The sequence below is a fragment of the Pseudomonas sp. NFPP04 genome, from assembly GCF_900113815.1.
GTDB lineage: Bacteria > Pseudomonadota > Gammaproteobacteria > Pseudomonadales > Pseudomonadaceae > Aquipseudomonas > Aquipseudomonas extremorientalis.
Map to the genome: position 1 here is coordinate 101,366 of NZ_FOQS01000012.1, position 24,487 is coordinate 125,852.

The following is a 24,487-nucleotide window of genomic DNA, read 5'->3' on the forward strand; positions in this document are numbered from 1 at the left end:
TTACCGGTTTGCCGGCGAACAAGGTGCTGGGGGAAACCCGGATTGACGGGCAGGGGATTCTGGATGCGCCGGCTTGGCATTGGCCGGAGTAGGCGGTGGCTGTGCTGGCCTCAGCGGGGGCAAGTCGAATCGTCGCACCGCCCCTCCCACATTATTGATCTGTGAATATATTCAAGTGTGGGAGAGGCGGTGCGACTTGCCCCCGATAGCGGTATCAGCCCTGCCACTTCCCGCCTTCAACAATCACGCTTTCAGGCTTGGTGTCATCGCTCAGTTCTTTACGCACATACTGGTCATACAGCTTGAGCAAAAACTTCTCCTCGCCCAGCTTCGCCAACTCGGCATTCACCCAGTCGCGCAGTTCGATGTTGCCTTTCTTCACCGCCGGCGCGATGGGCGCTTCATCACCGAGCTTCTCTTCCAGCACGCGGTAGCCCGGGTTCTGCTTGGCCCAGCTGAACAGCACCAGGTTGTCCTGGGCGTAGGCGTCGCCACGGCCGGCGGACAACGCTTGCAGCGACTCGGAGTTCTTCTCGAACTTGAGCAGCTTCCAGTCCGGGTGGTTCTTGGTCAGCCAGATATCAGCCGTGGTGCCGGTGGTAACGATGGTGGTGCGGGTCGCCAGGTCATCCAGGCTTTTCACCGCGCTGTCGTTGGGCACCAGGGCCTGTACCGCGACTTTCAGGTTGGGGTTGGTGAAGTCCACCGCTTCCTTGCGCTCGGGCGTTACGGTCATGTTGGCGAGGATCAGGTCGACCTTGTCGCTTTGCAGGAACGGGATGCGGCTGGCCGGTTCGACGGCGACGAATTCGACTTTGTTTTCATCGCCCAGCAGGTCCTTGGCGAATTGGCGGCCGATGTCGGTATCGAAACCGACGTAGCGCCCGGCTTCGTTGACGAAACCAAAGGGCGGCTTGTCGGTGAATACACCCACGATCAGCTTGTCGCGCGCCTTGATCTTGTCGAGGTAGCTTGCGGCGGCAACCGGTTTTGCAGGCTCTTCGGCCTTTTTATCGCAGCCGGCGAGCAGGGCGACGGCAAACAGTGGCAGCAGTAGTTTTTTCATATCAGCTCCAGTTCCTGGGTTTTCTTGGGCAGTGTTGAAACAAAGGAGAACTTCTCCAGGAACTGCTGCGCGCGTGCGGTTTGCGGGTTCGTAAAGAATGCCTCGGGGGTGTTGTGTTCGAGGATGCGACCGGCCTCCATGAACACCACGCGGTCGGCGACGGCGCGGGCGAAGGCCATTTCGTGGGTGACGATCAGCAGGGTCATGCCATCGCGGGCCAGGCCCTGGATCACTTCGAGCACCTCCTTGACCATCTCCGGGTCGAGGGCAGCGGTGACTTCGTCAAACAGCATGACCTGGGGGTTCATGCACAGCGAACGGACGATGGCGATACGTTGTTGCTGGCCGCCGGAGAGCTGTCGCGGGAAAGCGTCGCGCTTGTCCGCCAGGCCGACGCGGTCCAGCAGTTTCTCGGCCTGTCCACGGGCTTCGCGGGGGTCGCGTTTTTGCACTTTCAGCGGGCCGAGCAGGATGTTGTCGAGCACGCTCATGTGTGGGAACAGGTGGTAGCTCTGGAATACCATGCCCACGTCCTGACGCACCTGGCGCCAGTCGGTGTGTTTGTCCAACAGCTCTTTGCCGGCGAAACGCAGGCTGCCGCTGTGCGCGACTTCCAGCCCATTGAGGCAACGCAGCAAGGTGCTTTTGCCGCAACCGCTGGGGCCGAGAATCACCACCACTTCACCGCTTTGCACGCTCAGGTCGATGCCCTTGAGCACCTGCGCCTCGCCAAAGAATTTGTTGAAACCCTGGAACTCGATCAATGCGTTCATGCCTGGCCCCAGCGCCGTTCCAGCACCTTGGAGGCAGCCGACAACGGGTAGCAGATAAAGAAGAAAAACAGGAACAGCACGCCGTAGATCAACACGGACTCGTAGGTGCGTTCGATGATTTGCTGGCCGACCTTGATCACGTCCACCACACCGATCAGCACCGCCAGGGAACTGGTCTTGATAATGCGTGTGTAGACGTTGATGGTCGGCGGCGTCATACGCTTGAGCGCTTGCGGCAGCAGCACGTAGCCGTACAGCTGCGGACCTGACAAGCCAATCGACAAGCCCGCTTCACGCTGGCCACGGGGCAGCGAATGCAACGCGCCGCGCACCACCTCGCCCACTTCGCTGGCGCCCCACAGCGACAGCACCAACACCGCGCACCAGAAGCTCGGAATGCTCAAACCAAAGAAAATCGGCAAGCCGAAAAACACCAGGTACAGCCACACCAGCACCGGGATCGCGCGGAACAATTCCAGGTACACCCGCAGCACGCCGTTGATCAGGCGGTTGTTCAAGGTGCGCAGTACGCCGTACAGCACGCCGCCGACGGTGCTCAAAGCGATACTCAAGAACGAAATCGACAGGGTTTGCGCAGCGCCCTTGCCCAGTTGCGGCAACGACACCCACAGCAACTCAAGACCCGAACTGGCCATGCTGGAGCCTCCTTTCCAGGCGGCTGAGCAGCAGCGACAGCGGCAAGAACAGCAACACGCAAATCAGCGTCAGCACGGCGAGCATTTCGTAGGTCTTGTAGTAGAGCGCTATGTAGCTCTTGGTGGTGTAGAGAATCTCCGGCACCGCCACGGCGGAGACCACGGTGGTCTCTTTGAGCAGGAAGATGAAATTGGCGAATAGCGCTGGCAGGCTGAGGATGCCGGCCTGGGGCAGGATCACATGGCGCAGCAGTTGCCAGTCGGACAGGCCGATGGACTTGCCCGACTCGATCTGCGCCAGCGGCACCGCTTCCACACCGGCGCGCAGCACTTCGGTGAGGTAGGCGCCGCCGAGGAAGGTCATGGTGATGATCGCCGCCCAGAACCCGGAAATATTGAACCCCAGGGCCGGTAGCGCGAAGTACACGAAAAACAGCTGAATCAGCAGCGGCGTGTTACGCGCCAGCTCCACATACAGCGCCACCAGGCGCGACAGGTAAGGTGTGCGAAACACCAGCAGCGCGGCGTTGATCAGCGCCACCAGCAGGGAGGTGGCAATGGCGATCAGGCCCACTTGCAGCGTCACCCCCACGGCCTTCAGGAACGCCGGCAGGGTGCTGAGGATAAAAGCGAAATCGAAGGTCATTTCCAGTCCATGACGCCGCAAGGGTAATGCAGCGAGCGCAATCCGATCCGGTGTGGGTAACGCCGGGTAGCGCGAACTTTAAAGGTATAAAAAGTAAAGTTTAAATACCCAAATAGCATATTGATATCACCCAAAAAGATAACCGCCGGATTCGCGGGTTTGGCGGGTGAGGACTATGGTTTGGAGGTCTGAGATTCGAGGGATCGAACCATGAAGGAAGTGAAACCGATGGATCCGCAGGAGTTGGTGAAGTGGTTGATGGCGTTGCGCAGGGCGATCAATAGCAGAGCTCTCTAGATCAAAGCGGATCAAATGTGGGAGGGGGCTTGCCCCCGATAGCAGTGGTTCAGTCAGCACATTTTTTGCTGTGCTACCACCATCGGGGGCAAGCCCCCTCCCACATTTGGATTGCATTCCAAATTCCGGGCATAAAAAACGCCGACGCTATATAAGCCGTCGGCGTTCAAACCTTGAAGGGGGTTTGGGTTACATCAGAACGCAGGCACTACCGCACCGTTGTACTTCTTCTCGATGAAGGCTTTGACTTCCGGGCTGGTCAGGGCCTTGGACAGCTTCTGGATCGCATCGCTGTCCTTGTTGTCCGGGCGAGCCACCAGGAAGTTCACGTACGGCGACTTGGCGTCTTCGATGATCAGCGCATCCCTGGCCGGGTTCAGGCCGGCTTCCAGGGCGTAGTTGGTGTTGATCAGGTCCAGGTCAACCTGGTCCAGCACGCGTGGCAGCAGGGCCGATTCCAGCTCCTTGAATTTCAGGTGCTTGGGGTTGTCCTTGATGTCTTTTGGCGTGGCCAAGGCATTGGTCGGGTCTTTCAGGGTGATCACGCCGGCTTTCTGCAGCAGCAACAGGGCGCGGCCGCTGTTGGAACCTTCGTTGGGGATGGCCACGGTGGCGCCATCTTTCAGATCTTCAATTTTCTTGATCTTTTTCGAGTAGCCGCCGAACGGTTCAACGTGCACGCCGACCACTGTCACAAGGTTGGTGCCCTTGCCTTTGTTGAAGTTTTCCAGGTACGGCAGGGTCTGGAAATAATTGGCGTCCAGGCGTTTCTCGGCAACCTGCACGTTTGGCTGTACGTAGTCGGTGAAGACTTTGATTTCCAGGTCCACGCCTTCTTTGGCGAGGGTTGGCTTGACCAGTTCGAGGATCTCGGCGTGCGGGATCGGCGTGGCGGCCACCACCAGTTTTTCGTTGGCCTGGGCGAAGCTTGCAGTCAGGGCAGCCGCCAGTGCGGTAAACAACAGAACCTTTTTCATGCAGTGTCCTTATCGGAATTCCGGGGGCGTCTCTGACGACCGTTTTTTATGTAGTGTGCCAGCGAAGTGCTATCGCGGCGTGGGAGGGACAATACCTAGATTTTTTATTCCCGAACAATATCTTTTATTCACTTTGATATTCCATTTTGTTCATGCAGGAATTTACTTAACGTTTCCCGCTCGGCGGGGCTGGCGCGCTCGAAAATCCGCCGCACCTGTTCCAGCGCAGAACCCGCCACCGGCAGATTCAAATGTTCGGGCAAAATCTCATCCCCACTGCTGACCAGCAGGGCAAAGTGAATAACGTTTTCCAGCTCGCGGGTATTGCCCGGCCAGCTGTGGTGTTCCAGCACACGCTGCGCGGCATCGCTGATCAGCGGCACCGGCAGGTCCAGGCGCTGACTGTAGATGCCCAGGAAGTATTCGGCCAGGGACAGGATGTCACCGACCCGCTCGCGCAGCGCCGGCAAATCCAACCGACCTTCGCTCAGATAGTGGAACAGGCGCTCATGGAACTTGCCGGCCGCCACGGCCTGGGCCAGGTCGATGCTGGTGGCGGCGACCAGGCGCACATCCACCGGGCTCGGCTGATGGGCACCGACACGGGTGACTTCGTGGTTTTCCAGCGCGGCCAACAGTTTCACTTGGATCGGCAGCGGTAAATCGCCGATCTCGTCCAGGTACAAGGTGCCGCCATTCGCCGAACCGAACCACCCTGCCCGGCTGCTGGCCGAACCACTGTGGCTGCCGGCGGCATAACCGAACAATTCGGCATCGGCATAGGTCGGGCTGATCGCACCGCAATTGACCGAGACAAACAGACCGGTGCGGTCGCTGCCCCGGTGAATATGCCTCGCCAGCAACTCCTTGCCGCTACCGGTCTCGCCGCGGATCAACACGGGCAAGGCACGGGGTGCGAGGCTTTCGAGGTCTTCGCGCAGCTGCCGCGAACGCGGGTCGACAAACACCAGCGCCTTGGCGCGGATGCTCAGTGGGCTTTTTTCCGCGTCGGGAAAGGTCAGCAATGGCTGGCCGTAGGTTTCATGCAGACTCATGGCAGGCTCCCGCCGCCAATCCACTCAAGGGACGGGGCGTTGAAAAAATTCAGGCAGTACGCCGGGCGTGATGCTCAAGGCGGCTTTGCAGGCGATAGAGGTAGGCGAACCCCTGTTCCCAGCGCTGGTGGCCGGACTTCACATTGATGTGCCCCGCCCCCGACAGAATGCCGGCTTCGGCGCCCCAGTTGCGGGCCAATTCCAGGGCTCGCGCGGCGCTGACAGCACTGTCGTTGTCGGAGCTGACCACCTGGCTGGGGAACGGCAACAGGTCGGTCGGGATCGGCGCAAAATTACGCAACGCAGGTGAGCAGGCGGGCCGTTCGACATCGGCCGGGGCCACCAGCAAGGCACCGCGCACCTGGCGCAGGAAGTGCACCGGCGCGGTGGCCGCCCAATGCGCCACCGTGATGCAGCCCAGGCTATGGGCGATCAGGATCACCGGCGTGCTGTCGGCTGCGATGGCCTCGGCCAGCGCAGCGACCCAATCTTCTCGACGTGGCGTCAGCCAATCGGCCTGCTCCACGCGGGCGCTGTTGGGCAGGCTGGCCTGCCAGTGACTTTGCCAATGATCTTCTGGCGATCCTTGCCAGCCCGGCACGATCAGATAACGAATCGACTCGCTGTGCATGGGTGTGCCCTCCTGCAGCGTTTAACGTTGCTGAACAGTATAGGGACGGGTGTTATATTCGTTAAGGAATAAGAAGCTATTTATTAATAACCAAAAATTCAAAATTAATGAAGTTCAAAATGTGGGAGGGAGCTTGCTCCCGATGGCGGTGTATCAGTTACAGATTGATTGGCTGACACACTGCAATCGTGGGCAAGCCCCCTCCCACATTGATCGCATTTCAAGTTGAGGATTGAATCGCAGGCAAAAAAAAGGCCGCACCCTGCCAAGGAAACGGCCAAAAACTTGTCGAGGCTTTTGCAACTAACGTGCGGTAATCACCGACAGCTTGGTAATGCCCGCGCGTTCGATAGACGCCATGGCTCGCGCCACTTCGCCGTAGTTCACGCCATCATCCGCCTGCAGTTGCACCCGCACATCGGGGTCCTTGGCCTTGGCCGCCTGCAGGTTGAACTCCAGCAGGTCCGGCTGGATTTCGTCCTTGTTGATAAACAGTTTGCCGGTGCCGTCGATGCTCACCACCAGCGGGTCTTTCTGCTCCACTGGCGCGACCGCCTCGGTCTTGGGCAGGTTGATCGGGATCGCGTTGGTCAAAAGCGGCGCGGTGACGATAAACACCACCAGCAGCACCAGCATCACGTCCACCAGCGGCGTGACGTTGATCTCGCTCAGTACCTCATCGGTGTCTTGCGTGGAGAAGGCCATGTCAGGACGCCTCCTTCACTTTCTGCGGGTTGCCGGCAGTGGGTTTGTTCAGGGTCGGGTGCAGCAGCACACGGAAGGAATTTTTCTGCGCCAGGCTGTAGAAGTCGTGGGCGAAGTCATCGAGGTCGGCAGCGGTCAGCTTGAGGCGACGCAGGAAGTAGTTGTAGACCAGCACCGCCGGCACGGCGACGGCGATACCGACGCCCGTCGCAACCAGTGCGGCACCAATCGGGCCGGCCACCGTTTCGAGGCTGGCGGAACCGGCGGCACTGATGCCCTTGAGCGCTTCCATGATGCCCCACACGGTACCGAACAAGCCGATGAACGGCGAGGTGCTGCCGATACTGGCGACCACGGCCAGGCCGGTTTCCAGGGAACGCCGCTCTCGCACGATCTGCTGGCGCAGGGCACGCTCAAGGCGGTCCTGGTGGTTGATCGCCTGGCTCAGGTCCGCTGCGTGTGGGGTATCGCCCACCTGGATCGCGGCGTAGCCGGCCTGGGCCACGCGGGCAGCGGCACCCGGCTGGGTTTGCGCCAGCTCGGCAGCCGAGTCGAGACTCGACGCCGCCCAGAACTGTTTATGGAATTTGCGATCCTGCGCCTTGAGGCGACCGAACTGCACGCCCTTGAGCAGGGCCAGGCCCCAGGTGGCGACCGAAAAAACCACCAGCAGCCAGATCACCGCGCTTTCGATGGATTCAAGTGGAGATGCTAATGCCATGATGTCTTCCCTCTGTGCAGGTCGCGGCGCGTGCAACACACCGCAGCCGAATAATTAGTGAATCTTGAAATCGATCGGGACGCTGACCCAGCCGTCCTGGGCCACCTCGCCCTGCTTGGCCGGCACGAAGCTCCAACGCTTCACGGCGGTCAGTGCGGCGTCATCGAGCTGCTGGCGACCGCTGCTCTTCTGGATCTGGATCTCGCCCGGCTTACCGCTGGCCAGTACATGCACCCTGAGCAACACCGTGCCTTCCCAACCGCGCCGCTGGGCCAGTGACGGATACTCCGGCGCCGGGTTCTTCAAGTACGCGGCGTTGGCCGAAGCGGGCGTAACCGGAGCCGGCGCCGGTGGTGCTGGAGGCGCAGGCGGCGCGGGAGTCGGTGGCGCAGGCGGTTGCTCGGGCGGTTTCGGTGCAGGCTTGGGCTCAGGCTTTGGCACTGGCTTGGGTTTGGGTTTAGGAATCGGTTTTGGCGGCGCCGGCTTGGCGGCCAATTCATCCACCACCGGCGGCGGTGGCTCGACCACAGGCGGCGGCGGTGGCGGCACGGGCGGTGGCGGCTCGACCACCGGGGGTGCCGGCTGGGAAAATTCGATGGTCATCGGTGGAATTTCCGGCGGCACGATCGGCAGCACCGGGGTCGGCTTCTGGCTCACCCAGTAGATCACCGCACCGTGCAGGGCCAGTACCAGCAGGCCGAGCAGGATACCTTCGCGACGGCTGGAGAAACGCTTCGGAGTCCTCTGCGTTCGCAGTTGTCCCAACGGCGCTCGGTGCGGCCGGCCAAGGTCGACCAACTCACCACCCGGCGCCTGGCGCCACGGCGCCTCGTGTGCACTGGCGGCGGTCTGGACATTGCCCATTGATTCACTCCCTACGGTTTTTAAGCAAAAAAACCGACAGGCCTGCTTGGAAGGCCGTCGTGGGCTGAATCATCGGCGCCAGAGGCTTATCTCTTAAAGTAACCTTTAAAGTTATACATAGACCTAAAACGAATAAATGAAACATGATGAAACGCCAAAGCCCCGTCCTGCGTGGGCTGGCGTCCAGGCGATGTTTTTCAATGCTTTCCGGGCATGAAAAATATTCGGCAAAGGCATCGTTCAGGCTGGGCTGTTAGCACACAAATCCAGCAATTGGCGTTGCAGGCTCTGCCCCGCCGCGCCGAGGCCAGTGCGCCCGTACAACGCCAGCCGCACGCCCTGCACCGCAGGCAAACCGCTGTCCGCGCCCAATACGACATGCCCGGCCTGCACCACACGCCGGGGTAACAGACTGATACCCAACCCCGCCGCCACCGCCGAACACACACTGGCCAGGCTCGCGCTGGAGTAACCGATGCGCCAGCGCCAGCCCCCCACTTCCAGATGTTGCAGCATTTCATTGCGGTACAGGCCCCCCACCGGAAAGGCCACCAACGGCAAAGGGTCGCGCCCCAGGGATGGCGTACTGCGGCTGTCCACCCAACACAACGGCTCTGGCCATGAGGCCAGGCAGTCGTCGCTGTCGCCCATCTGCTTGACCAGCAATACGTCGAACTCACCGCTACGGTACTGGCGCTGCAACTCGGGGCCAAGACCGCTGGTGACCTCCAGGCGCACCCTGGGGTACGCCAGCACAAAGGCCGATAACAGAGGCATCAGGCGTTCGGCAGCGAAGTCTTCCGGCACACCGAGGCGCAGCACGCCGTCGCTTTGCTGGTTGATCAATACGTCGGCGGCTTCCTCATGCAACGCGAGGATGCGCCGCGCATAGGCCAGGAGGCGCTCGCCTTCCGCCGTCGCCACCACACGACGTTGGTCGCGATCCAGCAACTGGCACGCCACCGCCTCTTCCAGGCGGCGGATCTGCTGGCTGACGGTGGACTGGGTCAAGTGCAGGCGCTCTGCCGCGCGGGTGAAATTGCCGCAGTCCACCACGGCGACAAAGCTGCGCAACAACACGGGATCGAACATCGTGCTTACCATTCCATTTGCCACTGGTTGGCATGGTTATATTTAATTTCAGAATACCTCGGCGACTGTGGATACTTCACGCCTCATTTGCACACTCCGCAGGTTCTGCATGTCGCTTAACTCCTCAACCGCAGGCCGGTTCGCCGGCTGGGGCCTGCTGGTGGTCCTGGGACTGAACCTGCGGCCGATCCTCAGTTCCATCAGCCCGTTGCTTGGCGAAATCCGCCTGGCCACCGGCCTGAGCTTCCAGAGCAGCGCCCTGCTCACCAGCCTGCCCGTGGTGTGCATGGGCCTGGTGGCGCTGGTGGGCGTGCGTGTTGAAGCGCAGCTGGGGGAACGACGCGGCATCGCCCTGGGCCTCATGATGATCCTGTTGGCGTGCCTGGCCCGCTGGCTGATGGGCCAAGGGTCGACATTGCTGGTGACTGCGTTGCTTGGCGGTGCCGGCGTGGCACTGATCCAGGCGTTGGTGCCGGCGATGATCAAGCGTGAATTCCATCATCGCGTGCCGGTGGCGATGGGCGTTTATTCGGCCTCGTTGATGGCCGGCGGCGGCCTGGCGGCGCTGCTCAGTCCGGTGGCAGCCACGTATTTCCAGCAATGGGAGGCCGGGCTGGGCGTGTGGTTGTTACCCGCGTTGGCGGCGCTGCTGCTGTGGGCCTGGTTGCCACTGGGTGCGGCAAAAAACGCGAACGTCATCCCTGCCTACAAGGGGCTGCGCAATCGCCGTGCCTGGCTGCTGGCGCTGTATTTCGGCTTGGTGAACTGCGGCTACATGAGCCTGGTGGCGTGGCTGCCGGCCTACTATCAGCAACTGGGTTGGGGCGTGTTGCCCAGTGGTTCATTGCTGGCGTTCATGACCATCTTCCAGGTGATCGCCGCGCTGTTGATGCCGGTGCTGGCACAACGCGGGATCGACCGTCGGCCGCTGCTGTGGATCAGCCTGTTGGCCCAGACCATCGGCTATCTGGGCCTATTGATCGCGCCGTTGCAGTTTCCGCACTTATGGGTGGCGCTGTGCGGCTTTGGCCTGGGAGCATGTTTTGCCCTGAGCCTGTTGCTGACCCTCGACCACCACCGCGACCCGCGCCAAGCCGGCCAACTGGCGGCGTTCGTGCAAGGCGTGGGCTTTTTGATCAACGCGATTTCGCCGTGGATGACCGGTTGGCTGCGCGAACTCACCGGCAGCTTTGTCAGCGCCTGGGTGGTGCTGACCGTGACAACGGTGGCGATGCTGGTGGTGACCCGCGTATTCAGCCCGGCCACCTATCGCACCGCCAGCGTACCGGCCTAAAAGTCGTAGCGACCGGTCACACCCAGGGTGCGAGGCGTGCCCAGCAAGCCTTCATAACCGCCGTTACCGCCGGTCCACAGGGTGGTGTAGTAGGTTTTGTCGAAGGCGTTTTTCAGCCACAGCGACACATCCCACTGCCCCTGCTGATAGTTGCCACGCAAGCCGGTAGACACGTTCACCACCGCGTACGCCGGGATCTGCCCGTAGTCCGAGTCCTCCACTGTCCCCACGGCCTTGGAGCGGAATGCATAGCTGGCAGTGACGTAGGGTTCCAGACCGTTGTCCAGGTTCCACTTGTACTCGCCATTGGCATTGGCGATCCATTTCGACGCGCCCACCACCTGATGCCCTGTCAGGTCACAGGAGGCCGGGGCACCCGGGCGCAGGCTGACTTCCGGTGGGCACGGGGCGTCCTTGTAGGACAGGTAGCTCACATCGTTGAACGAGCCATTCACGTTCAGCGTCAGTCCTTTGATGGGAACCAGGGTGCTTTCCACTTCCACCCCACGCGAACGTACGGAGCCTGCGTTGGTCAGGTACTGCACCCGGTTGTCCTGATCATAGGCGTTGGTCTGGTAGCCATTGACCTGGGTCCAGAACAGGTTGGCATTGAGTTGCAGGCGTCGGTCCCACAGCGTGCTTTTAAAGCCCAGTTCAGCGTTGTTGGCCCTTTCGGTGCCGACCAGCAGCGAATCCGCGCCGGCCGTTGGCGCCGAACCCACCGCCAGGTTGACCCCACCGGATTTCTCGCCATGGGACAGGGTCGCATAGCCCAGCAGGTTTTCATTGAAGCGGTAACTGAGGTTCAGCAGGCCCGAAGGGCTGGTGCTGTACTGGTTGAGGTCTGCGGAGTCGTAGGCCCCGGCACGCCCACGCCGAGCCGTAGCGGCCGCGCCCGTGACAGCCGCGCCACCCACCGGCGCATTGCGAGTCACCCAGGCGCTTTTCTCTTCATAAGTACCCCGCAGACCGGCGGTGAAATCCAGGCGCTCGGTGAGGTGCCAGGTCCCTTGGGCAAACAGCGCGAAGCTGTCGGTGCGGATGTGCCCGTTGCCCACACTGCTCACGTTGGCGAGCGCCCCCGTCGCCGTACCGTTCCAGATGTCGGCCTGGGGTCCGTAATAGGCGAAGGACTTGTTGTCCAGGGAGTTACCGAAGTAATAGGCACCCAGCACGTAATCGAAAAATCCGCCGGTCGGCGAAGCCAGGCGAAACTCCTGGGACCACTGCTTATCTTCCACCGACACCCCGGCGTTATAGGACGCCGGCACATTGAGGCCATCATCATTGCGCGGTGTGAAATTCCACCAGCGGTAGGCGCTGACCGAGGTCAGGGTGAAATCACTCGGCAGCGTCCAGTTGGCTTCCAGGGACGTACCGCCCTGGAACACCGTGACATGCTGGTCGTTGTCCAGATTGACCTTGCGGTGGGTGCCGTCCACCAGCGTTGCGCCAGCCGCCGCAGCGCGTGACTCATAGAGGTTGGTGCCATTGATCGTGGGCCCGGTGCTGTAGAGCACGCGGGTGCCGGCGCTGGAATCCTCTTCGTTGTAATCGCCAATCCAGCGCAGGTTGAACGTATCGCTCGGCTTGTACAGCAGTTGCCCGCGAAAGCCCTGGCGTGAACCACCATTGAGATCATGGCCGTCGTGCTCGTTCTTGATGTCGCCATCGCTGCGCGTGCGATAGGCCGAAAAACGTCCCGCCAGATCATCGGTGAGCGGGCCGGAAACCGTGCCCTTGGTCTGGAAATAGCCATCTTCGCCCAACGACGTCTCGATGCTGCGCTCCGGGGTAAAACTGGGCGCACGGGTACTGATATTGATGACCCCGGCAGTGGTGTTCTTGCCGAACAACGTACCCTGGGGGCCCCGCAATACCTCGAGCTGTTCGATGTCCATCAGGTCGAACACCGCCATCCCCGGCCGGCCGAGATAGACGTTGTCGATATACAACCCCACGCTGCCTTCCAGGCCATCGCTGGCCGGGTTGTTGCCCAGGCCACGGATTGACACGCTGGACTGGCGCGCATGCATGTAGGCAACGTTGACGCTGGGCACCAGTTGTTGCAAATCCTGGATGCGGTAGACCCTTTGGCTCTCCAGTGCCTGGCCGCCAACCACGCTCATCGGCGTCGGCACCTCCTGCGCGCTTTCGGTACGACGGCGTGCCGTCACCGTGACGGTTTCCAGTTGGCCGCTGGCGCTTTCGCCCTCAGGTTCAGGGGAGATCACCTCGGCCGCGTGACTGGACGACCAACTGGCGCTGCCGGCCAGCAACAAGGCCAGCGGCAGACGCTTGAGCCTCCAGGAAGAGCAAGGTACAGCGGGCTTGAACACACTCATAAGCGGCTCCGTAACCAGGAAATACTCATCGACACATATTCCCCAAGGTTATTTATTTATGTTTTTTAGAACATTTACTGCATAAGAGATAGCCTTTATAAGGAGTCGACCTAATGCATAGCCAATGCATTTCCCCGATATTTTTGATGTGAAAAATGCATATCGATTTGCGCCAGCTCCGCCATTTCATCGCCCTCGCCGAACAACGCAGTTTTGTGGCGGCGGCGTTGACCGTGAACCTGTCGCAATCGGCGTTCAGCCGCAGCATCCAGGCCCTGGAACATGCCGCCGGCTGCCAACTGGTGGACCGCGGTCGCAAGGACCTGGCGCCCACCAAACAAGGCCAGGTGCTACTGGAGCATGCCCGGCGCCTGGTCAGCGGTGCCCAGCAACTGGCCAACGAGATCAGCCAGTTCAATGGGTTGGAGGCCGGTGAGCTGCGCTTTGGGTGTGGCCCCGCACCCGCGGCCGGGTTGATTCCCCGCGCCATTGGCAGCTTTATCGGGCGCTACCCGAAGGCACGCGTGCTGTTCCAGGTAGATGACTGGCAAAGCCTGGGCAAGCGCCTGCTCAGCGAGGAGTTCGAATTCTTTGTCGCTGATACCCGTCACTTCGAAGCCAACCCTGACTATCACACCCATCGCTTGCGTCCACGCCGCTGGAATTTCTGCTGCCGCGCCGGCCATCCCCTGGCCGGTCGCGAGAGCGTGAGCGCCGCAGAGTTGATGAGTTATCCACTGGCCGTGACGATCCGCCCGCCCAACCTGCGCAAGGTCATCGTCGACCTCAGCGGACGCCCCGATTACCTGCCCAATGTGGAGTGCGAAAACGGCTACAGCTTGATGGGTGTGGTATTGCGCTCCGATGCCATTGGTATCGTCAGTGCCAACAGCGATGTGCTGCACATGGCCCGAGGCGAATTGGTGTGTTTGAAGATCGACGGACTCGCCGAAGACCTGGAGGAGCGTTTCACCCGCTACGGTATCGTCAGCCGCGCAGGGTACCGGTTATCACCACTGGCGGAGGCGATGATCGAGCAGATCAAGGAGATTGATGCGCTGGATGAGGATGTGTGTGCGCTGGAGAATTTCGCTGTCTGAACTGATGCCATCGGGGGCAAGCCCCCTCCCACTTTTGAATGCATTTCAAGTGTGGGAGGGGGCTTGTCCCCGATAACGCCTGCAGCAACGCCCATGCATGGCCTGCATGAAACCCAGTCCCCAAATGCACTTGCCAGCCCCGGCGCAAAGGACGAAAAAAGCCCCCTGTCCTCCGTTCGGTAAACCCTCATGCCTCAACCAAAACCTGTACGCAATGTGCTGTACATCATGTGCGACCAACTGCGCCGCGATTACCTGTCGTGCTACGGCCACGCTCATTTGCACACGCCGAATATCGACCGTCTCGCCGCCGCCGGGGTGCGATTCGGCCGTGCCTACACCCAGGGCACCATTTGCGGACCGTCGCGGATGTCGGCCTATACAGGACGCTATGTCAGCAGCCACCAAGTGGCTTGGAACGGGGTGCCACTGCCGTTGGATGAGTTGACGATCGGCGATTATCTGCGCCCCCACGGTATCCGCACCGCGCTGGTAGGCAAGACCCACGCCACGCCAAACCTGGACGCTTTGCAGCGCCTGAAGATCGACCCCCACGGCGCCCAGGCCGAGCCACTGAACGAGGTCGGTTTTGAAGCGTATATGCGTCACGACGGGATTTACCCTGACAGCCCGTTGTTCGACGACAAGCGCGAGTCCGCGCCCTACACGCATTACCTGCGCGAACAAGGCTACAACGGCACCAACCCATGGCATGACTGGGCCAACGCCGCAGAAGGTCAGGACGGTGAGCTACTCAGCGGCTGGCACATGCGCAATGCCGGGCTACCGGCGCGGGTAGCCGAGGCGCATTCGGAAACCGTCTACACCACCGACCGCGCCATCGACTTTATCCACGAACAAGCCGAGCAGCCGTGGTGTCTGCACCTGTCCTATATCAAGCCGCATTGGCCTTACATCGCCCCCGCGCCGTACCACGCGCTGTATGGCGCCGAGCACATCCAGGCGCCCATCCAGCCGGGGCAACCCAGCGATCACCCGGTTTATCAAGCGTTTCGCCAGCACCAGGAAAGCCTCAACTTTTCCCGTGACGAGGTACGCCTCACGGTGATCCCGACCTACATGGGGCTGATCAAACAGATCGACGATCAACTCGGGCGGCTGTTCGATGTTCTGCAAAGCAATGGGCGCTGGGACGACACGCTGATCGTGTTCACCAGCGACCATGGCGATTTCCTTGGCGATCATTTCCTCGGGGAGAAAGAATTCCTGCTGGAGCCGGCCGTAGGCGTCCCGTTGATTGTGCGCGACCCACGCGCCAGTGCCGATGCCAGCCGTGGCACATTCGACGACCGCCTGGTGGAAACCATTGATGCGCTGCCGACCTTCCTCGACGCCCTGGGGCTGCCTGCTGCCGACCACCGCCTGGAAGGCCACTCACTGATCCCACTGTTGCACCGTACGCAAAGCGCCTGGCGACGCTACGCCATCGCCGAATACGACTACGCCTTCCAGGCCCCGGCCCGTGAACGGTTGGAGCAGCCCATCGACCGTTGCCGCATGACGATGGTGCGCAGCGAACGCTGGAAATACCTGGCGTACGATGGCTTTCGCCCACAGCTGTTCGACCTGGAAAACGACCCGCAGGAACTGCATGACCTGGGGGCCGACCCGGCGTACGCCGACGTGCGCGAAACCCATTCGGGCTATCTGTTCGAATGGCTGCGCGGCCTGAAGCGGCGCACCACCATCAGCCACACAGAGATCGATCTGCGTGGCCAACGGTTTCGTTATGGAGAGCCGGAAACAGACAAGGTGGTGCAGATCGGCGTGTGGTGATCACACACCCTTGGTGGTCTTGCTGGCCTGCCCGTGCACGCTCACCGGCACATCGCCCTTGAGCGTGACCCGGCGCACGATACGCTCCTGGGTGCCATAGTCATCCACTGCGTAATGCTGGGTGGCGCGGTTGTCCCAGATCGCTACATCACCGGTGCTCCAACGCCAGCGCACGGTGTTTTCCAGGCGGGTGACGTAGCTCTGCAACAGGTTGAACAGCTGCGCCGAATCTGCCTGGGAGTATCCTTTGAGGCGCTTGACGAAGTGTCCCAGCAACAAGGTTTTCTCGCCGCTGACCGGATGTACGCGCACCACCGGGTGTTCGGTTTCGTAGACAGTGGAGGTGAACACTTTGCGGTATTCCTCCAGCGTTTCCACCGACACATCCGGCTTGCGCGCGGCGTAGTCGTATTCGTTGCTGTGCACCGCCCACAGGTTGTCCGCCAGGGCTCGCAGCTCGACGCTGAGGTCATTGTAGGCACTGGATGTGTTGGCCCAGACCGTGTCGCCGCCGGACCTGGGTGCCAGCACCGAACGCAGGATCGAAGCCTTGGGATAGGCGTCGACGAAGGTCACGTCGGTGTGCCAGGAGTTGGCGCGCTGGCCACGACCGCCGTCCAGCTCCATCAGGAAACGGGTACCGTCGCGCACTGGTACGGTCGGGTGGGCAATCGGTTCGCCCAGCAGGTGCGCAAATGCTTCCTGGCTCTGGTCATCAAGGTGGGTCTGCTCGCGGAAGAAGATCACCTTGTACTGCACCAGGGCCTGCTGGATGGCCTCGACGGTAGCGGCATCCAGGTCGCCGGACAGTCTGACCCCACGGATCTCGGCGCCAATGCGCCCGCCGACGGGGTGAATGTCCAGCGCTTGGGCGATGGGTTGAACAGCGAATGCGGCATTGCTCATTGTGGTGACCCTCATGTGCCTGATGGTGGGAACGCTTTCCGACAACGCTCTATTCATATGCAATTTAGATCTAGTAAATGAATGAATGCTTCGTTGACGGAATAAGAGCTTGCATTTAAAACCTCAGCTCCCTCGGTCGCAAATGCCTTCGACCTATTTTTAAAATGCCGGGAAAGCATATGGATCTTCGCCAACTGCGCTATTTCATCGCCCTCAACGAACACCGCAGTTTTGTGCGTGCCGCGGACGCCATGGGCATCACCCAACCCGCGTTCAGCCGCAGTATCCAAAGCCTGGAACATGAGTTCGGCTGCGTATTGGTGGACCGTGGCAACAAGGACTTGCGCCCCACTCCCGAGGGCCAGGTAGTGCTGCAACATGCGCTGAGCCTGGTGCACGGTGCCGCCTTGCTGAGCAGTGAAGTCACCCGCATGACCAAGCTCGATGCCGGCGACCTGCGCTTCGGCACCGGACCGGCGCCCGCGGTGAAACTGGTACCCGATGCGGTGGCGCGCTTTATCACTGCACACCCGAAGATCCGGACCAGTTTCCAGGTGGATAACTGGGAAAAACTCAGCCGCGCTCTGAGCCGCGAAGAAATCGAATTCTTCATTGCCGACATCCGCCAGTTCGAAAACGATCCAAACTTCCAGACCCGCGCACTGAGCCCCAAGCGTGGTGTGTTTTTTTGCCGTCCGGGCCACCCGCTGCTGGCCAAGGACAGCCTGTCGACCAACGACATGTTCGACTATCCGCTGGCGTCGCCGCTGATCTCCCAGGGCATTCGCAAACTGCTGGCGAACCTCAGCGGGCGCATGGACTTTTCACCCAGCATCCAGACCGAGCACTTCCCGGCGCTGGTGAAGATCGTGCTGCAGTCCAATGCCATTGGCGTAGGCACCGAAGAAGCATTTGCCGAAGACATCGCCCGTGGCTCCCTGGTGGTGCTGCACTGGCGCAACCTGCCGCAGAACATGGACACCATGAGTGCGCGGTGTGGGGTGGTCAGCCGCACCGGCTCGCGCCTGTCGCCGGCGGCGAAGGCAATGATCGAGACGCTGGTACAAGTCGACCGCCAAGACGTGAGCGTGGCGGTCTGACGTCGCTTAGAGACCCGCCGCCTGCAGATTCGGCGCCACCCAGTCACTGACCTGGAAGGACTTGCGAATCAGCCGCTCCTTGGTCGCCAGGTCTACCGACTCCTGCAATTTGCCGAGGAACACCGGGTCGAGGGTCGAGGGAAACAGCTCGCTGAGCTTCTCGTTTTTCAGGTCATTGCTCAGGATGATCGGTGGGTAACTGGCCAGCCCCGACACCAGGTCGATATAGGCTTGCTTGTTGTTGTCATCGGTCAACCACTGCACTGCTTGCTGCTGGGCCTTGAGCAACTTGACCACGACATCGGGGTGCTCATCGACGAACTTGCCACTGCCCACCAATACAGCCTGGATGCTGCCAGCGCCGCCGAGGTCCTTGGTGGTCAGTGGCAATTCGGCCAAGCCCTTGGCCTGCAGCGCACTGAGGCTAGAACTGCCCCAAGTGGCATCGATCTGCCTGGCAGCCAGGGCGGCGCTCGCGGCGCTGAAATCCAGATTGATTACTTTCAGGTCTTTTTCACTCAGGCCCTGGCTGGCCAGGGCGCTGTCGAACGAGAGTTGAGTGGCCGTGCCGCGAAACACCGCAACGCGCTTGCCCTTGAGGTCCTGCAGGGTCTTGATGCCAGAGCCGGGAACCACGCCCAGATACTGTTTGACGCCGCGTGCCGAAGCACTGAGCAGGCGGGTGTCCAAGCCATTGGAGCGACCGATGATCGCCGCCAGGTCGCCCAGGTAGGCCAGGTCCAGTTGACCGTTGGCGAAGGCCTCGTTGATCACCGGTCCTGCGCCCTTGAAGTAATTCCACTGGATCTTGATGCCTTGGTCGGCAAAGGCTTTCTCGAAGATCTGCTGGTCGCGCAACACATCCGTGATACCACCACCACTGTGCTGGCTCCCCGCGCTGAGGTCGGGTACGGCAATGCGGATTTCCTTGAGTTCGGCGGCCTGGACCCAACCGGCCAGGGCGGTACCCGCGAACAATGCAATCAAGCGTTTAAAGGGCAGTTTCATAAGCGCAGCTCCTGTGGGCGACGGTCGTCCGGGAGCAGAAAGTAGGCACAACCCACACAAAACTTTAAATACTATAAATGCACAATTTAATAGCTTTTAGAACTATAAGGCTTAAAACGCCGACCCTTGGGGCCTATGCATGAACAGCATTGAAAATATTCTCCGAATGCATTGGATGCGTGCCCGGCTGAGGCATTAAATGCATTTTCTTATCCCCCAATCATCTTGATTGCGTTTTTGTAAGATCAAAATCACATAACGCCATCGGCGACAACGGAGGTCCTCCATGGCCCGAATATCACTGTTGAGCCTGCCTCTGGCCGCTCCCCGTCATGATCGGGCGCACCGCTGGCCAAAACTGGGAGAACGTTTATTGCCCTGGCTGTTGCCCTTGGCGCTGTTCGCGCTGTGGTGGCTGGCCAGCCACAATCACTGGATGAGCGAGCAGATTCTGCCACCACCCTCACTGGTGTGGAGCAGCGCTGTGGAGTTGGCCGGTGGCGAGTTGTGGACTCACCTGGCAATCAGTGTTCAGCGCTTGTTCTGGGGACTTCTGGCGGGCATCGGCGCCGGGGCGTTGCTGGGTGCCCTGCTGGGGTTCAGCGCCCGTGTCGAGCGCGTGGTATTCCCCACGTTCAGCGCTTTGGCGCAAGTGCCAACACTGGCCTGGATCCCCCTGTTCATGGTGTTTTTCGGTATCGGCGAAACCTTGAAGCTGGTGGTGCTGGTGAAGGCAATCGTAGTGCCCGTCACCCTGCATGTACTGGTCGGCGTGCGTGATGCCCAGCCCCACCTGCGTGAAGCCGCCCGCGTGCTGCGCCTGCCCACTCACCTGCTGATTCGTCGGCTGATCCTGCCGGCCGCGCTCCCCGCGTTCATGGCCGGCGTACGCCTCGCGCTGGCCGCCGGCTGGACCTCATTGCTGGCCGTGGAGTTGTTGGCGTCCAGCGAAGGCATTGGTTACTTGATGGTATGGGCTCGCCAGTTGTTCATGCTCGATATCGTTTTCGTGTGCATCGTGGTGATCGGCGTGTTGGGCGTGGTGATGGATCGCGGCATCGGCTGGCTGGACCGCAAATGGGTGCACTGGCCCCATCCGGCGACGGCACAGATTCCTCAGGGCCCCCGCTATCAAGGCTGGCAACGCCTGCAACCTTGGCTGTTGCCGCTGCTGTTGCTGGCGTTATGGCAACTGGCAACCCAGCAGGATTGGGTGGATGCGAACATTCTGGTCAGCCCATGGACAGTCCTGCACACCACCGTGACGGGCGTGCTGGATGGCAGCCTGTCCGGCGCCCTGGGCAAAAGCCTGGGCCGTACGCTGGGCGGCTTGATCCTCGGCACCAGCCTGGGGTTTGCCATGGGCCTGTGGCTGGGATTGTCGCGGCGCAGCGAGCGCGTACTCGGGCCGACGCTGTCTGCGCTGCGCCAGATTGCGATCTTCGCCTGGGTACCGTTGCTCACCGCGTGGTTCGGACTGGGCGAGTTGGCCAAGGGGGTGTTTATCGCCCTCGCCGCGTTCTTCCCGTTATTTATCGCCACCCAGCGCAGCGTATTGAACCTGTCACCCCAACTGCGCGAGGCGGCGCAGGTGCTGCGCCTGAACCTGTTCCAGCGCCTGCGCCGCCTGGTGTTGCCCGGCGCTGCGACGGGGATTTTCGCCGGCCTGCGCCTGAGCCTGATCTATGCCTGGCTGGGCACCATCGGCGCTGAGTATTTCATGCCCTCCAACGGCGGCATCGGCAGCCTGATGATCGGCGCTCAACAGTTGCTGCGCATGGACCTGATCATGAGCGGCATGCTTCTGGTCGGCCTCACTGGCGCCGCCCTCAACCTTATCGGCCAACGCATCGAAACCCGCGCTACCCGCTGGAGACACGCATGAACGCACCTATCGTCCGCTTCAACCATGTGGGCAAGAGCTTTGACGTCGACGGTGTCGAGCTGGAAGCCATCCGTGAATTCAACCTGGAGATTGCCGAAGGCGAATTCGTCGCGATTGTCGGTTCCAGCGGGTGCGGCAAATCCACCCTGTTGCGCCTGCTGGTGGGCCTGGACACACAGTTCCACGGCCAGATCCAGGTGGACGGCAAAGCCGTCAGTGGCATCGGCCGTGAGCGCGGCATTGTGTTCCAGGAACACCGCTTGTTTCCCTGGCTGACCGTGGAGCAAAACATTGGGCTGGGGCTGGTCAACGAACCATCAGGCGACGCCGAGCGCAGCCAACGGGTCCATGATTTTATCGAGCTGGTCGGCCTGGCCGACTTTACGCGTGCCTACCCCCATCAGCTCTCCGGCGGCATGGCGCAACGCGTGGCAATTGCCCGCGGCCTGGTGGCCAGCCCACGTATCCTGCTGCTGGACGAGCCATTCGGCGCCCTCGATGCGCTGACACGCCAGCAGATGCAGGATGAACTACTGGCGATTCGTGCCCGCGCCAGGATCACGACAGTGCTGGTGACCCACGACGTGGAAGAAGCGATCTTCCTCGCCGACCGCGTCGTGGTGATGGAGCCAAGGCCAGGCCGGATCAAACAAGTGGTGCAAGTCACCCTGCCCCATCCGCGCCAACGCAGCAGTTTCGAGTTCCATCAATTACGTGAGGAGCTGTTGCACGAACTGACCAACGATGACCATTACCAGCCCCCTGTGCGCGAACAGATCCGCAACCTGCCCCTGGCCTTTATTGCCTGCTGAATGAGGAGTGCCTTGATGCCGCAACGTCCCAATTTTCTCGTGATACTGGCCGATGACCTGGGCTTTTCCGACCTCGGCGCCTTTGGCGGGGAAATCGCCACACCACACCTGGACGCCCTGGCCCTGAACGGCCTGCGCCTGACCGACTTCCACACCGCGCCCACCTGCTCGCCGACCCGCTCGATGCTACTGACCGGCACCGACCACCATATCGCCGGCATTGGCACCATGGCCGAGGCCCTCACACCCGAGCTGATCGGCAAGCCCGGCTATGAGGGCTACCTGAACGATAAGGTCGTGGCCTTGCCGGAGCTGCTGCGCGAGGCCGGCTACCAAACCCTGATGAGCGGCAAATGGCACTTGGGCCTGACCGCCGAACTGGCGCCCCACGCGCGGGGTTTCGAACGCTCCTTCGCGCTGTTGCCCGGCGCGGCCAACCACTATGGCTTCGAACCGCCCTACGACGAGACGACGCCCGGCCTGCTCAAATCCACGCCTGCGCTGTATATCGAAGACGACACTTTCGTCGAGCGACTGCCTGAACATTTCTATTCATCCGACGCTTTTGGCGACAAGTTGCTGCAATACCTCAGGGAGCGCGACCAGGCGCGACCGTTCTTCGCTTACCTGCCATTCTCCGCCCCGCACTGGCCGTTGCAGGCTCCCGCCGAGATCGTCGACAAATACCGTGGCCGCTACGACGCCGGACCCGAGGTGCTGCGCCTGGAACGCCTGGAAAAGCTCAAGGCCCTGGGGCTGATCGACGCGAATGTCGAACCCCATCCACTGATCGGATTGAGTGCCCAATGGGCCGGCCTTACCGAGACACAGCGCCAAGTGTCGGCGCGGGCGATGGAAGTGTATGCGGCCATGGTCGAGCGCATGGACTGGAACATCGGCCGGGTGGTGGAGTACTTGCGCCAGCAGGGTCAACTGGATAACACGCTCATCGTATTCATGTCCGACAACGGCGCTGAAGGTGCGCTGCTGGAAGCCTTCCCCAAGTTCGGCCCCGAGCTGCTGACCTACCTCAACCAGCACTACGACAACAGCCTGGAGAACATCGGGCGTGCCAACTCCTACGTCTGGTACGGCCCCTCGTGGGCTCAAGTGGCAACCGCCCCGTCACGGCTGTTCAAGGCATTTACCACCGAAGGCGGGATTCGGGTGCCGGCACTGATGCACTACCCTCGGCTGACGCTTGAAGGCCGGATCAGCCATGGGTTTGGCACGGTGATGGACATCACGCCGACGCTCCTGGACCTGGCCGGTGTGCGCCATCCGGGCCAACAATGGCGCGGCAAGCCGGTGGCGCCGCTGCGGGGCAAGTCGTGGCTGGGCTTCCTGTCAGGTGAAACCGCCGAGGTGCACGATGAGCACACCGTCACCGGCTGGGAGCTGTTCGGGCGCCGGGCCATTCGCCAGGGCCGGTGGAAAGCCGTGTACATCCCAGGCCCGGTGGGCCCGGCGACATGGCAGCTCTATGACCTGGGCCAGGATCCCGGCGAGATCCACGACCTGGCCCAGCGTCACCCGGACAAATTGGCCACGCTTATCGACCATTGGCAGCAATACGTGGACGAAACCGGCGTAATACTCAGCGCATCACCGTTTCAGCCGGATTGAGCCCCGCGTTTGTGCGCGCTTGCGGCTCCAGCCGATTAGCCCGCGCAAACGTGCCGAAATCATTGAAGCGCACGCCCATCTCAGCCATGACCTGGTGCGCCACCTTGGCGGTCATCTGGCGGATGTAAAACGGCTCCTTCACCACAAAATGGTGGATGCCATGGGTGCTGCCGAAGTTGAAGCAGAACGCCTGCAGAGGCCACATCCACCAGGGGTTCAACACTTGGGTCTGCTGGATCACATTGCCCAGTTCCACATCGCCGTAGTAGTGCATGTTGGAGCTGACAAAGTGCAGGCAAAAGGTACGCAGCACGTTGGGGCCGATGATCACCACGACAGCGATATCAATCACCTGCATCATCTGCACGGTGCCAGCTGACCACTCGATAGGCGCACCGAGCAGACTGGCAATGCCATTGGCGGCATGAAAGCCAAGGAACACATACCACGCGCCCCAATGCAGCAGTGCCAGCGGTGCGTACACCAGCAGCGAGCGCTTGAGAATCGTCAATTTGTGCGTCCAGGTCCTGGCCCGCAGGATGCGGATGAAGGCCGACATGACGTTATCGCCTACCATCAGCAACCGCGCAAAACCCCAGGGCTCGCCGTTGGTGATCGCGCGCTCTTCCATGTCGGTCTCGGTGCCGGACACCTTGTGATGGTTGAGGTGCAGGTGTCGGCGTACCCACGGGTTGATCGTACTGGGCCGCGCCAGCCATACCAGGCCCATCATCAGGTTGTGAGGCACACGCTGCTTGCGAAAGTACATGCTGTGGATCAGGTCGTGTTCCAGCTCGTGGGTCAGTGAAGCCAGGAACGCGTTGAGCAGCAGGCACACCCACCAGGCTATATGCCCGCTGATGTAGAGCGCTGCGCAGCCAATCATGCCCGCCAAGGCAAACGCCAGGATGCCCGCGCCCAACGCGTCCTGATGCAGCAGCCAAGGGTGCTGCTGGCGCAGGCGCACGCCCTCGGCCAGCACCACTTCACGGATATGCGCCGAGCGCTGTTGTGCGTTCATCTGCTGGGGACTTGCAGAAGTACCGTCCATGCTTCCATCCTCTGGTTATTGATGGATGCATCCTGGCCCAAGCGGTCCGCCAGGGCATCAGCCACGCACGCCAACCTGTT

At 61.2% G+C, this 24,487-nt stretch carries 22 protein-coding genes and 1 pseudogene; 8 read left to right on the forward strand and 15 right to left on the reverse strand.

The genetic code is table 11. From position 1 onward, the window contains the following. Window positions 1–20: 20 nt before the first annotated feature. Window positions 21–92, forward strand: a pseudogene (locus BM017_RS29420) (ATP-binding protein); the annotation flags it as partial. Between the two features lie 122 nt (window positions 93–214). On the opposite strand, the gene BM017_RS22780 reads toward BM017_RS29420, so the two are convergent. The 11 genes from BM017_RS22780 to BM017_RS22830 all read right to left on the reverse strand — a co-directional run bounded on the left by BM017_RS22780 (window position 215) and on the right by BM017_RS22830 (window position 9,483). Further along, window positions 215–1,066, reverse strand: a complete 852-nt coding sequence (locus BM017_RS22780) for a transporter substrate-binding domain-containing protein (RefSeq protein WP_071492525.1) — start codon at window positions 1,064–1,066, stop codon at window positions 215–217. Beyond that, the gene (locus BM017_RS22785) at window positions 1,063–1,839 is read right to left on the reverse strand and encodes an amino acid ABC transporter ATP-binding protein (RefSeq protein WP_092248626.1); all 777 of its coding nucleotides are present in this window, start codon (window positions 1,837–1,839) and stop codon (window positions 1,063–1,065) included. Before BM017_RS22785 ends, BM017_RS22780 begins: the two co-directional genes overlap by 4 nt. Then, window positions 1,836–2,495, reverse strand: coding sequence for an amino acid ABC transporter permease (locus BM017_RS22790; RefSeq protein WP_092248628.1), 660 nt, complete (start codon window positions 2,493–2,495; stop codon window positions 1,836–1,838). The genes BM017_RS22785 and BM017_RS22790 overlap by 4 nt, the downstream gene beginning before the upstream one ends. Next, window positions 2,476–3,141 (reverse strand): amino acid ABC transporter permease, encoded by a 666-nt coding sequence (locus BM017_RS22795; RefSeq protein WP_003187615.1) that lies wholly within the window; start codon window positions 3,139–3,141, stop codon window positions 2,476–2,478. The genes BM017_RS22790 and BM017_RS22795 overlap by 20 nt, the downstream gene beginning before the upstream one ends. A gap of 491 nt (window positions 3,142–3,632) precedes the next feature. Then, window positions 3,633–4,415 carry a MetQ/NlpA family ABC transporter substrate-binding protein gene (locus BM017_RS22800; protein WP_092248631.1) on the reverse strand — a complete coding sequence of 261 codons (783 nt, stop codon included), beginning with the start codon at window positions 4,413–4,415 and terminating at the stop codon, window positions 3,633–3,635. Window positions 4,416–4,543: 128 nt separating this feature from the next. Then, the gene (locus tag BM017_RS22805) at window positions 4,544–5,470 is read right to left on the reverse strand and encodes a sigma 54-interacting transcriptional regulator (protein WP_092248634.1); all 927 of its coding nucleotides are present in this window, start codon (window positions 5,468–5,470) and stop codon (window positions 4,544–4,546) included. 49 nt (window positions 5,471–5,519) lie between these two features. Then, entirely contained in the window at window positions 5,520–6,101 is a 582-nt protein-coding gene (locus BM017_RS22810) for an alpha/beta hydrolase (RefSeq protein WP_092248637.1), read from the reverse strand. 303 nt (window positions 6,102–6,404) lie between these two features. Continuing rightward, window positions 6,405–6,806, reverse strand: coding sequence for an ExbD/TolR family protein (locus BM017_RS22815; RefSeq protein WP_092248640.1), 402 nt, complete (start codon window positions 6,804–6,806; stop codon window positions 6,405–6,407). A 1-nt stretch (window position 6,807) separates the two neighbouring features. Then, window positions 6,808–7,527: a MotA/TolQ/ExbB proton channel family protein gene (locus BM017_RS22820; protein ID WP_371914407.1), complete on the reverse strand. Its 720-nt coding sequence runs from the start codon at window positions 7,525–7,527 to the stop codon at window positions 6,808–6,810. A gap of 54 nt (window positions 7,528–7,581) precedes the next feature. Next, complete coding sequence (locus tag BM017_RS22825) at window positions 7,582–8,391, reverse strand: energy transducer TonB (RefSeq protein ID WP_071489784.1); 810 nt, start codon at window positions 8,389–8,391, stop codon at window positions 7,582–7,584. A gap of 240 nt (window positions 8,392–8,631) precedes the next feature. Continuing rightward, window positions 8,632–9,483: a LysR family transcriptional regulator gene (locus BM017_RS22830; RefSeq protein ID WP_071489783.1), complete on the reverse strand. Its 852-nt coding sequence runs from the start codon at window positions 9,481–9,483 to the stop codon at window positions 8,632–8,634. A gap of 109 nt (window positions 9,484–9,592) precedes the next feature. On the opposite strand from BM017_RS22830, the gene BM017_RS22835 reads away from it, so the two are divergent. After that, window positions 9,593–10,777: a CynX/NimT family MFS transporter gene (locus BM017_RS22835; RefSeq protein WP_071489782.1), complete on the forward strand. Its 1,185-nt coding sequence runs from the start codon at window positions 9,593–9,595 to the stop codon at window positions 10,775–10,777. On the opposite strand, the gene BM017_RS22840 is transcribed toward BM017_RS22835, so the two are convergent. Next, entirely contained in the window at window positions 10,774–13,122 is a 2,349-nt protein-coding gene (locus BM017_RS22840) for a TonB-dependent receptor (RefSeq protein WP_071489781.1), read from the reverse strand. The genes BM017_RS22835 and BM017_RS22840 overlap by 4 nt on opposite strands. Before the next feature lie 155 nt (window positions 13,123–13,277). On the opposite strand from BM017_RS22840, the gene BM017_RS22845 reads away from it, so the two are divergent. Together BM017_RS22845 and BM017_RS22850 are read left to right on the forward strand one after the other, a co-directional pair. Next, on the forward strand, window positions 13,278–14,222 hold the full coding sequence (locus tag BM017_RS22845; protein ID WP_092248643.1) for a LysR family transcriptional regulator: 945 nt from the start codon (window positions 13,278–13,280) through the stop codon (window positions 14,220–14,222). Window positions 14,223–14,411: 189 nt separating this feature from the next. Further along, window positions 14,412–16,019 (forward strand): alkaline phosphatase family protein, encoded by a 1,608-nt coding sequence (locus tag BM017_RS22850; protein ID WP_092248646.1) that lies wholly within the window; start codon window positions 14,412–14,414, stop codon window positions 16,017–16,019. Here BM017_RS22850 and BM017_RS22855 read toward each other — a convergent pair whose 3' ends face one another. Then, the gene (locus tag BM017_RS22855) at window positions 16,020–16,925 is read right to left on the reverse strand and encodes a TauD/TfdA dioxygenase family protein (RefSeq protein ID WP_092248649.1); all 906 of its coding nucleotides are present in this window, start codon (window positions 16,923–16,925) and stop codon (window positions 16,020–16,022) included. A gap of 179 nt (window positions 16,926–17,104) precedes the next feature. On the opposite strand from BM017_RS22855, the gene BM017_RS22860 reads away from it, so the two are divergent. Further along, complete coding sequence (locus BM017_RS22860) at window positions 17,105–18,025, forward strand: LysR family transcriptional regulator (protein WP_071489777.1); 921 nt, start codon at window positions 17,105–17,107, stop codon at window positions 18,023–18,025. Window positions 18,026–18,031: 6 nt separating this feature from the next. Here the strand turns inward: BM017_RS22860 and BM017_RS22865 are convergent, their stop codons facing one another. Beyond that, entirely contained in the window at window positions 18,032–19,033 is a 1,002-nt protein-coding gene (locus BM017_RS22865; protein WP_092248652.1) for an ABC transporter substrate-binding protein, read from the reverse strand. A 286-nt stretch (window positions 19,034–19,319) separates the two neighbouring features. On the opposite strand from BM017_RS22865, the gene BM017_RS22870 reads away from it, so the two are divergent. From BM017_RS22870 to BM017_RS22880, 3 genes are read left to right on the forward strand one after another with little or no spacing between them, the layout of a single operon-like run. Then, window positions 19,320–20,918, forward strand: a complete 1,599-nt coding sequence (locus tag BM017_RS22870; RefSeq protein ID WP_092248656.1) for an ABC transporter permease — start codon at window positions 19,320–19,322, stop codon at window positions 20,916–20,918. Beyond that, the gene (locus BM017_RS22875) at window positions 20,915–21,730 is read left to right on the forward strand and encodes an ABC transporter ATP-binding protein (protein WP_092248659.1); all 816 of its coding nucleotides are present in this window, start codon (window positions 20,915–20,917) and stop codon (window positions 21,728–21,730) included. Before BM017_RS22870 ends, BM017_RS22875 begins: the two co-directional genes overlap by 4 nt. A gap of 15 nt (window positions 21,731–21,745) precedes the next feature. Further along, window positions 21,746–23,356, forward strand: a complete 1,611-nt coding sequence (locus BM017_RS22880) for an arylsulfatase (RefSeq protein WP_092248661.1) — start codon at window positions 21,746–21,748, stop codon at window positions 23,354–23,356. On the opposite strand, the gene BM017_RS22885 is transcribed toward BM017_RS22880, so the two are convergent. Next, window positions 23,328–24,407, reverse strand: coding sequence for a fatty acid desaturase (locus BM017_RS22885; RefSeq protein ID WP_092248664.1), 1,080 nt, complete (start codon window positions 24,405–24,407; stop codon window positions 23,328–23,330). The genes BM017_RS22880 and BM017_RS22885 overlap by 29 nt on opposite strands. Between the last annotated feature and the right edge of the window lie 80 nt (window positions 24,408–24,487).

Bases quoted from the DNA above. Each gene is read 5' to 3' on its own strand.
- BM017_RS22780 (WP_071492525.1), bottom strand. From the start codon at position 1,066: ATGAAAAAACTACTGCTGCCACTGTTTGCCGTCGCCCTGCTCGCCGGC.
- BM017_RS22785 (WP_092248626.1), bottom strand. From the start codon at position 1,839: ATGAACGCATTGATCGAGTTCCAGGGTTTCAACAAATTCTTTGGCGAG.
- BM017_RS22790 (WP_092248628.1), bottom strand. From the start codon at position 2,495: ATGGCCAGTTCGGGTCTTGAGTTGCTGTGGGTGTCGTTGCCGCAACTG.
- BM017_RS22795 (WP_003187615.1), bottom strand. From the start codon at position 3,141: ATGACCTTCGATTTCGCTTTTATCCTCAGCACCCTGCCGGCGTTCCTG.
- BM017_RS22800 (WP_092248631.1), bottom strand. From the start codon at position 4,415: ATGAAAAAGGTTCTGTTGTTTACCGCACTGGCGGCTGCCCTGACTGCA.
- BM017_RS22805 (WP_092248634.1), bottom strand. From the start codon at position 5,470: ATGAGTCTGCATGAAACCTACGGCCAGCCATTGCTGACCTTTCCCGAC.
- BM017_RS22810 (WP_092248637.1), bottom strand. From the start codon at position 6,101: ATGCACAGCGAGTCGATTCGTTATCTGATCGTGCCGGGCTGGCAAGGA.
- BM017_RS22815 (WP_092248640.1), bottom strand. From the start codon at position 6,806: ATGGCCTTCTCCACGCAAGACACCGATGAGGTACTGAGCGAGATCAAC.
- BM017_RS22820 (WP_371914407.1), bottom strand. From the start codon at position 7,527: ATGGCATTAGCATCTCCACTTGAATCCATCGAAAGCGCGGTGATCTGG.
- BM017_RS22825 (WP_071489784.1), bottom strand. From the start codon at position 8,391: ATGGGCAATGTCCAGACCGCCGCCAGTGCACACGAGGCGCCGTGGCGC.
- BM017_RS22830 (WP_071489783.1), bottom strand. From the start codon at position 9,483: ATGTTCGATCCCGTGTTGTTGCGCAGCTTTGTCGCCGTGGTGGACTGC.
- BM017_RS22835 (WP_071489782.1), top strand. From the start codon at position 9,593: ATGTCGCTTAACTCCTCAACCGCAGGCCGGTTCGCCGGCTGGGGCCTG.
- BM017_RS22840 (WP_071489781.1), bottom strand. From the start codon at position 13,122: ATGAGTGTGTTCAAGCCCGCTGTACCTTGCTCTTCCTGGAGGCTCAAG.
- BM017_RS22845 (WP_092248643.1), top strand. From the start codon at position 13,278: ATGCATATCGATTTGCGCCAGCTCCGCCATTTCATCGCCCTCGCCGAA.
- BM017_RS22850 (WP_092248646.1), top strand. From the start codon at position 14,412: ATGCCTCAACCAAAACCTGTACGCAATGTGCTGTACATCATGTGCGAC.
- BM017_RS22855 (WP_092248649.1), bottom strand. From the start codon at position 16,925: ATGAGCAATGCCGCATTCGCTGTTCAACCCATCGCCCAAGCGCTGGAC.
- BM017_RS22860 (WP_071489777.1), top strand. From the start codon at position 17,105: ATGGATCTTCGCCAACTGCGCTATTTCATCGCCCTCAACGAACACCGC.
- BM017_RS22865 (WP_092248652.1), bottom strand. From the start codon at position 19,033: ATGAAACTGCCCTTTAAACGCTTGATTGCATTGTTCGCGGGTACCGCC.
- BM017_RS22870 (WP_092248656.1), top strand. From the start codon at position 19,320: ATGGCCCGAATATCACTGTTGAGCCTGCCTCTGGCCGCTCCCCGTCAT.
- BM017_RS22875 (WP_092248659.1), top strand. From the start codon at position 20,915: ATGAACGCACCTATCGTCCGCTTCAACCATGTGGGCAAGAGCTTTGAC.
- BM017_RS22880 (WP_092248661.1), top strand. From the start codon at position 21,746: ATGCCGCAACGTCCCAATTTTCTCGTGATACTGGCCGATGACCTGGGC.
- BM017_RS22885 (WP_092248664.1), bottom strand. From the start codon at position 24,407: ATGGACGGTACTTCTGCAAGTCCCCAGCAGATGAACGCACAACAGCGC.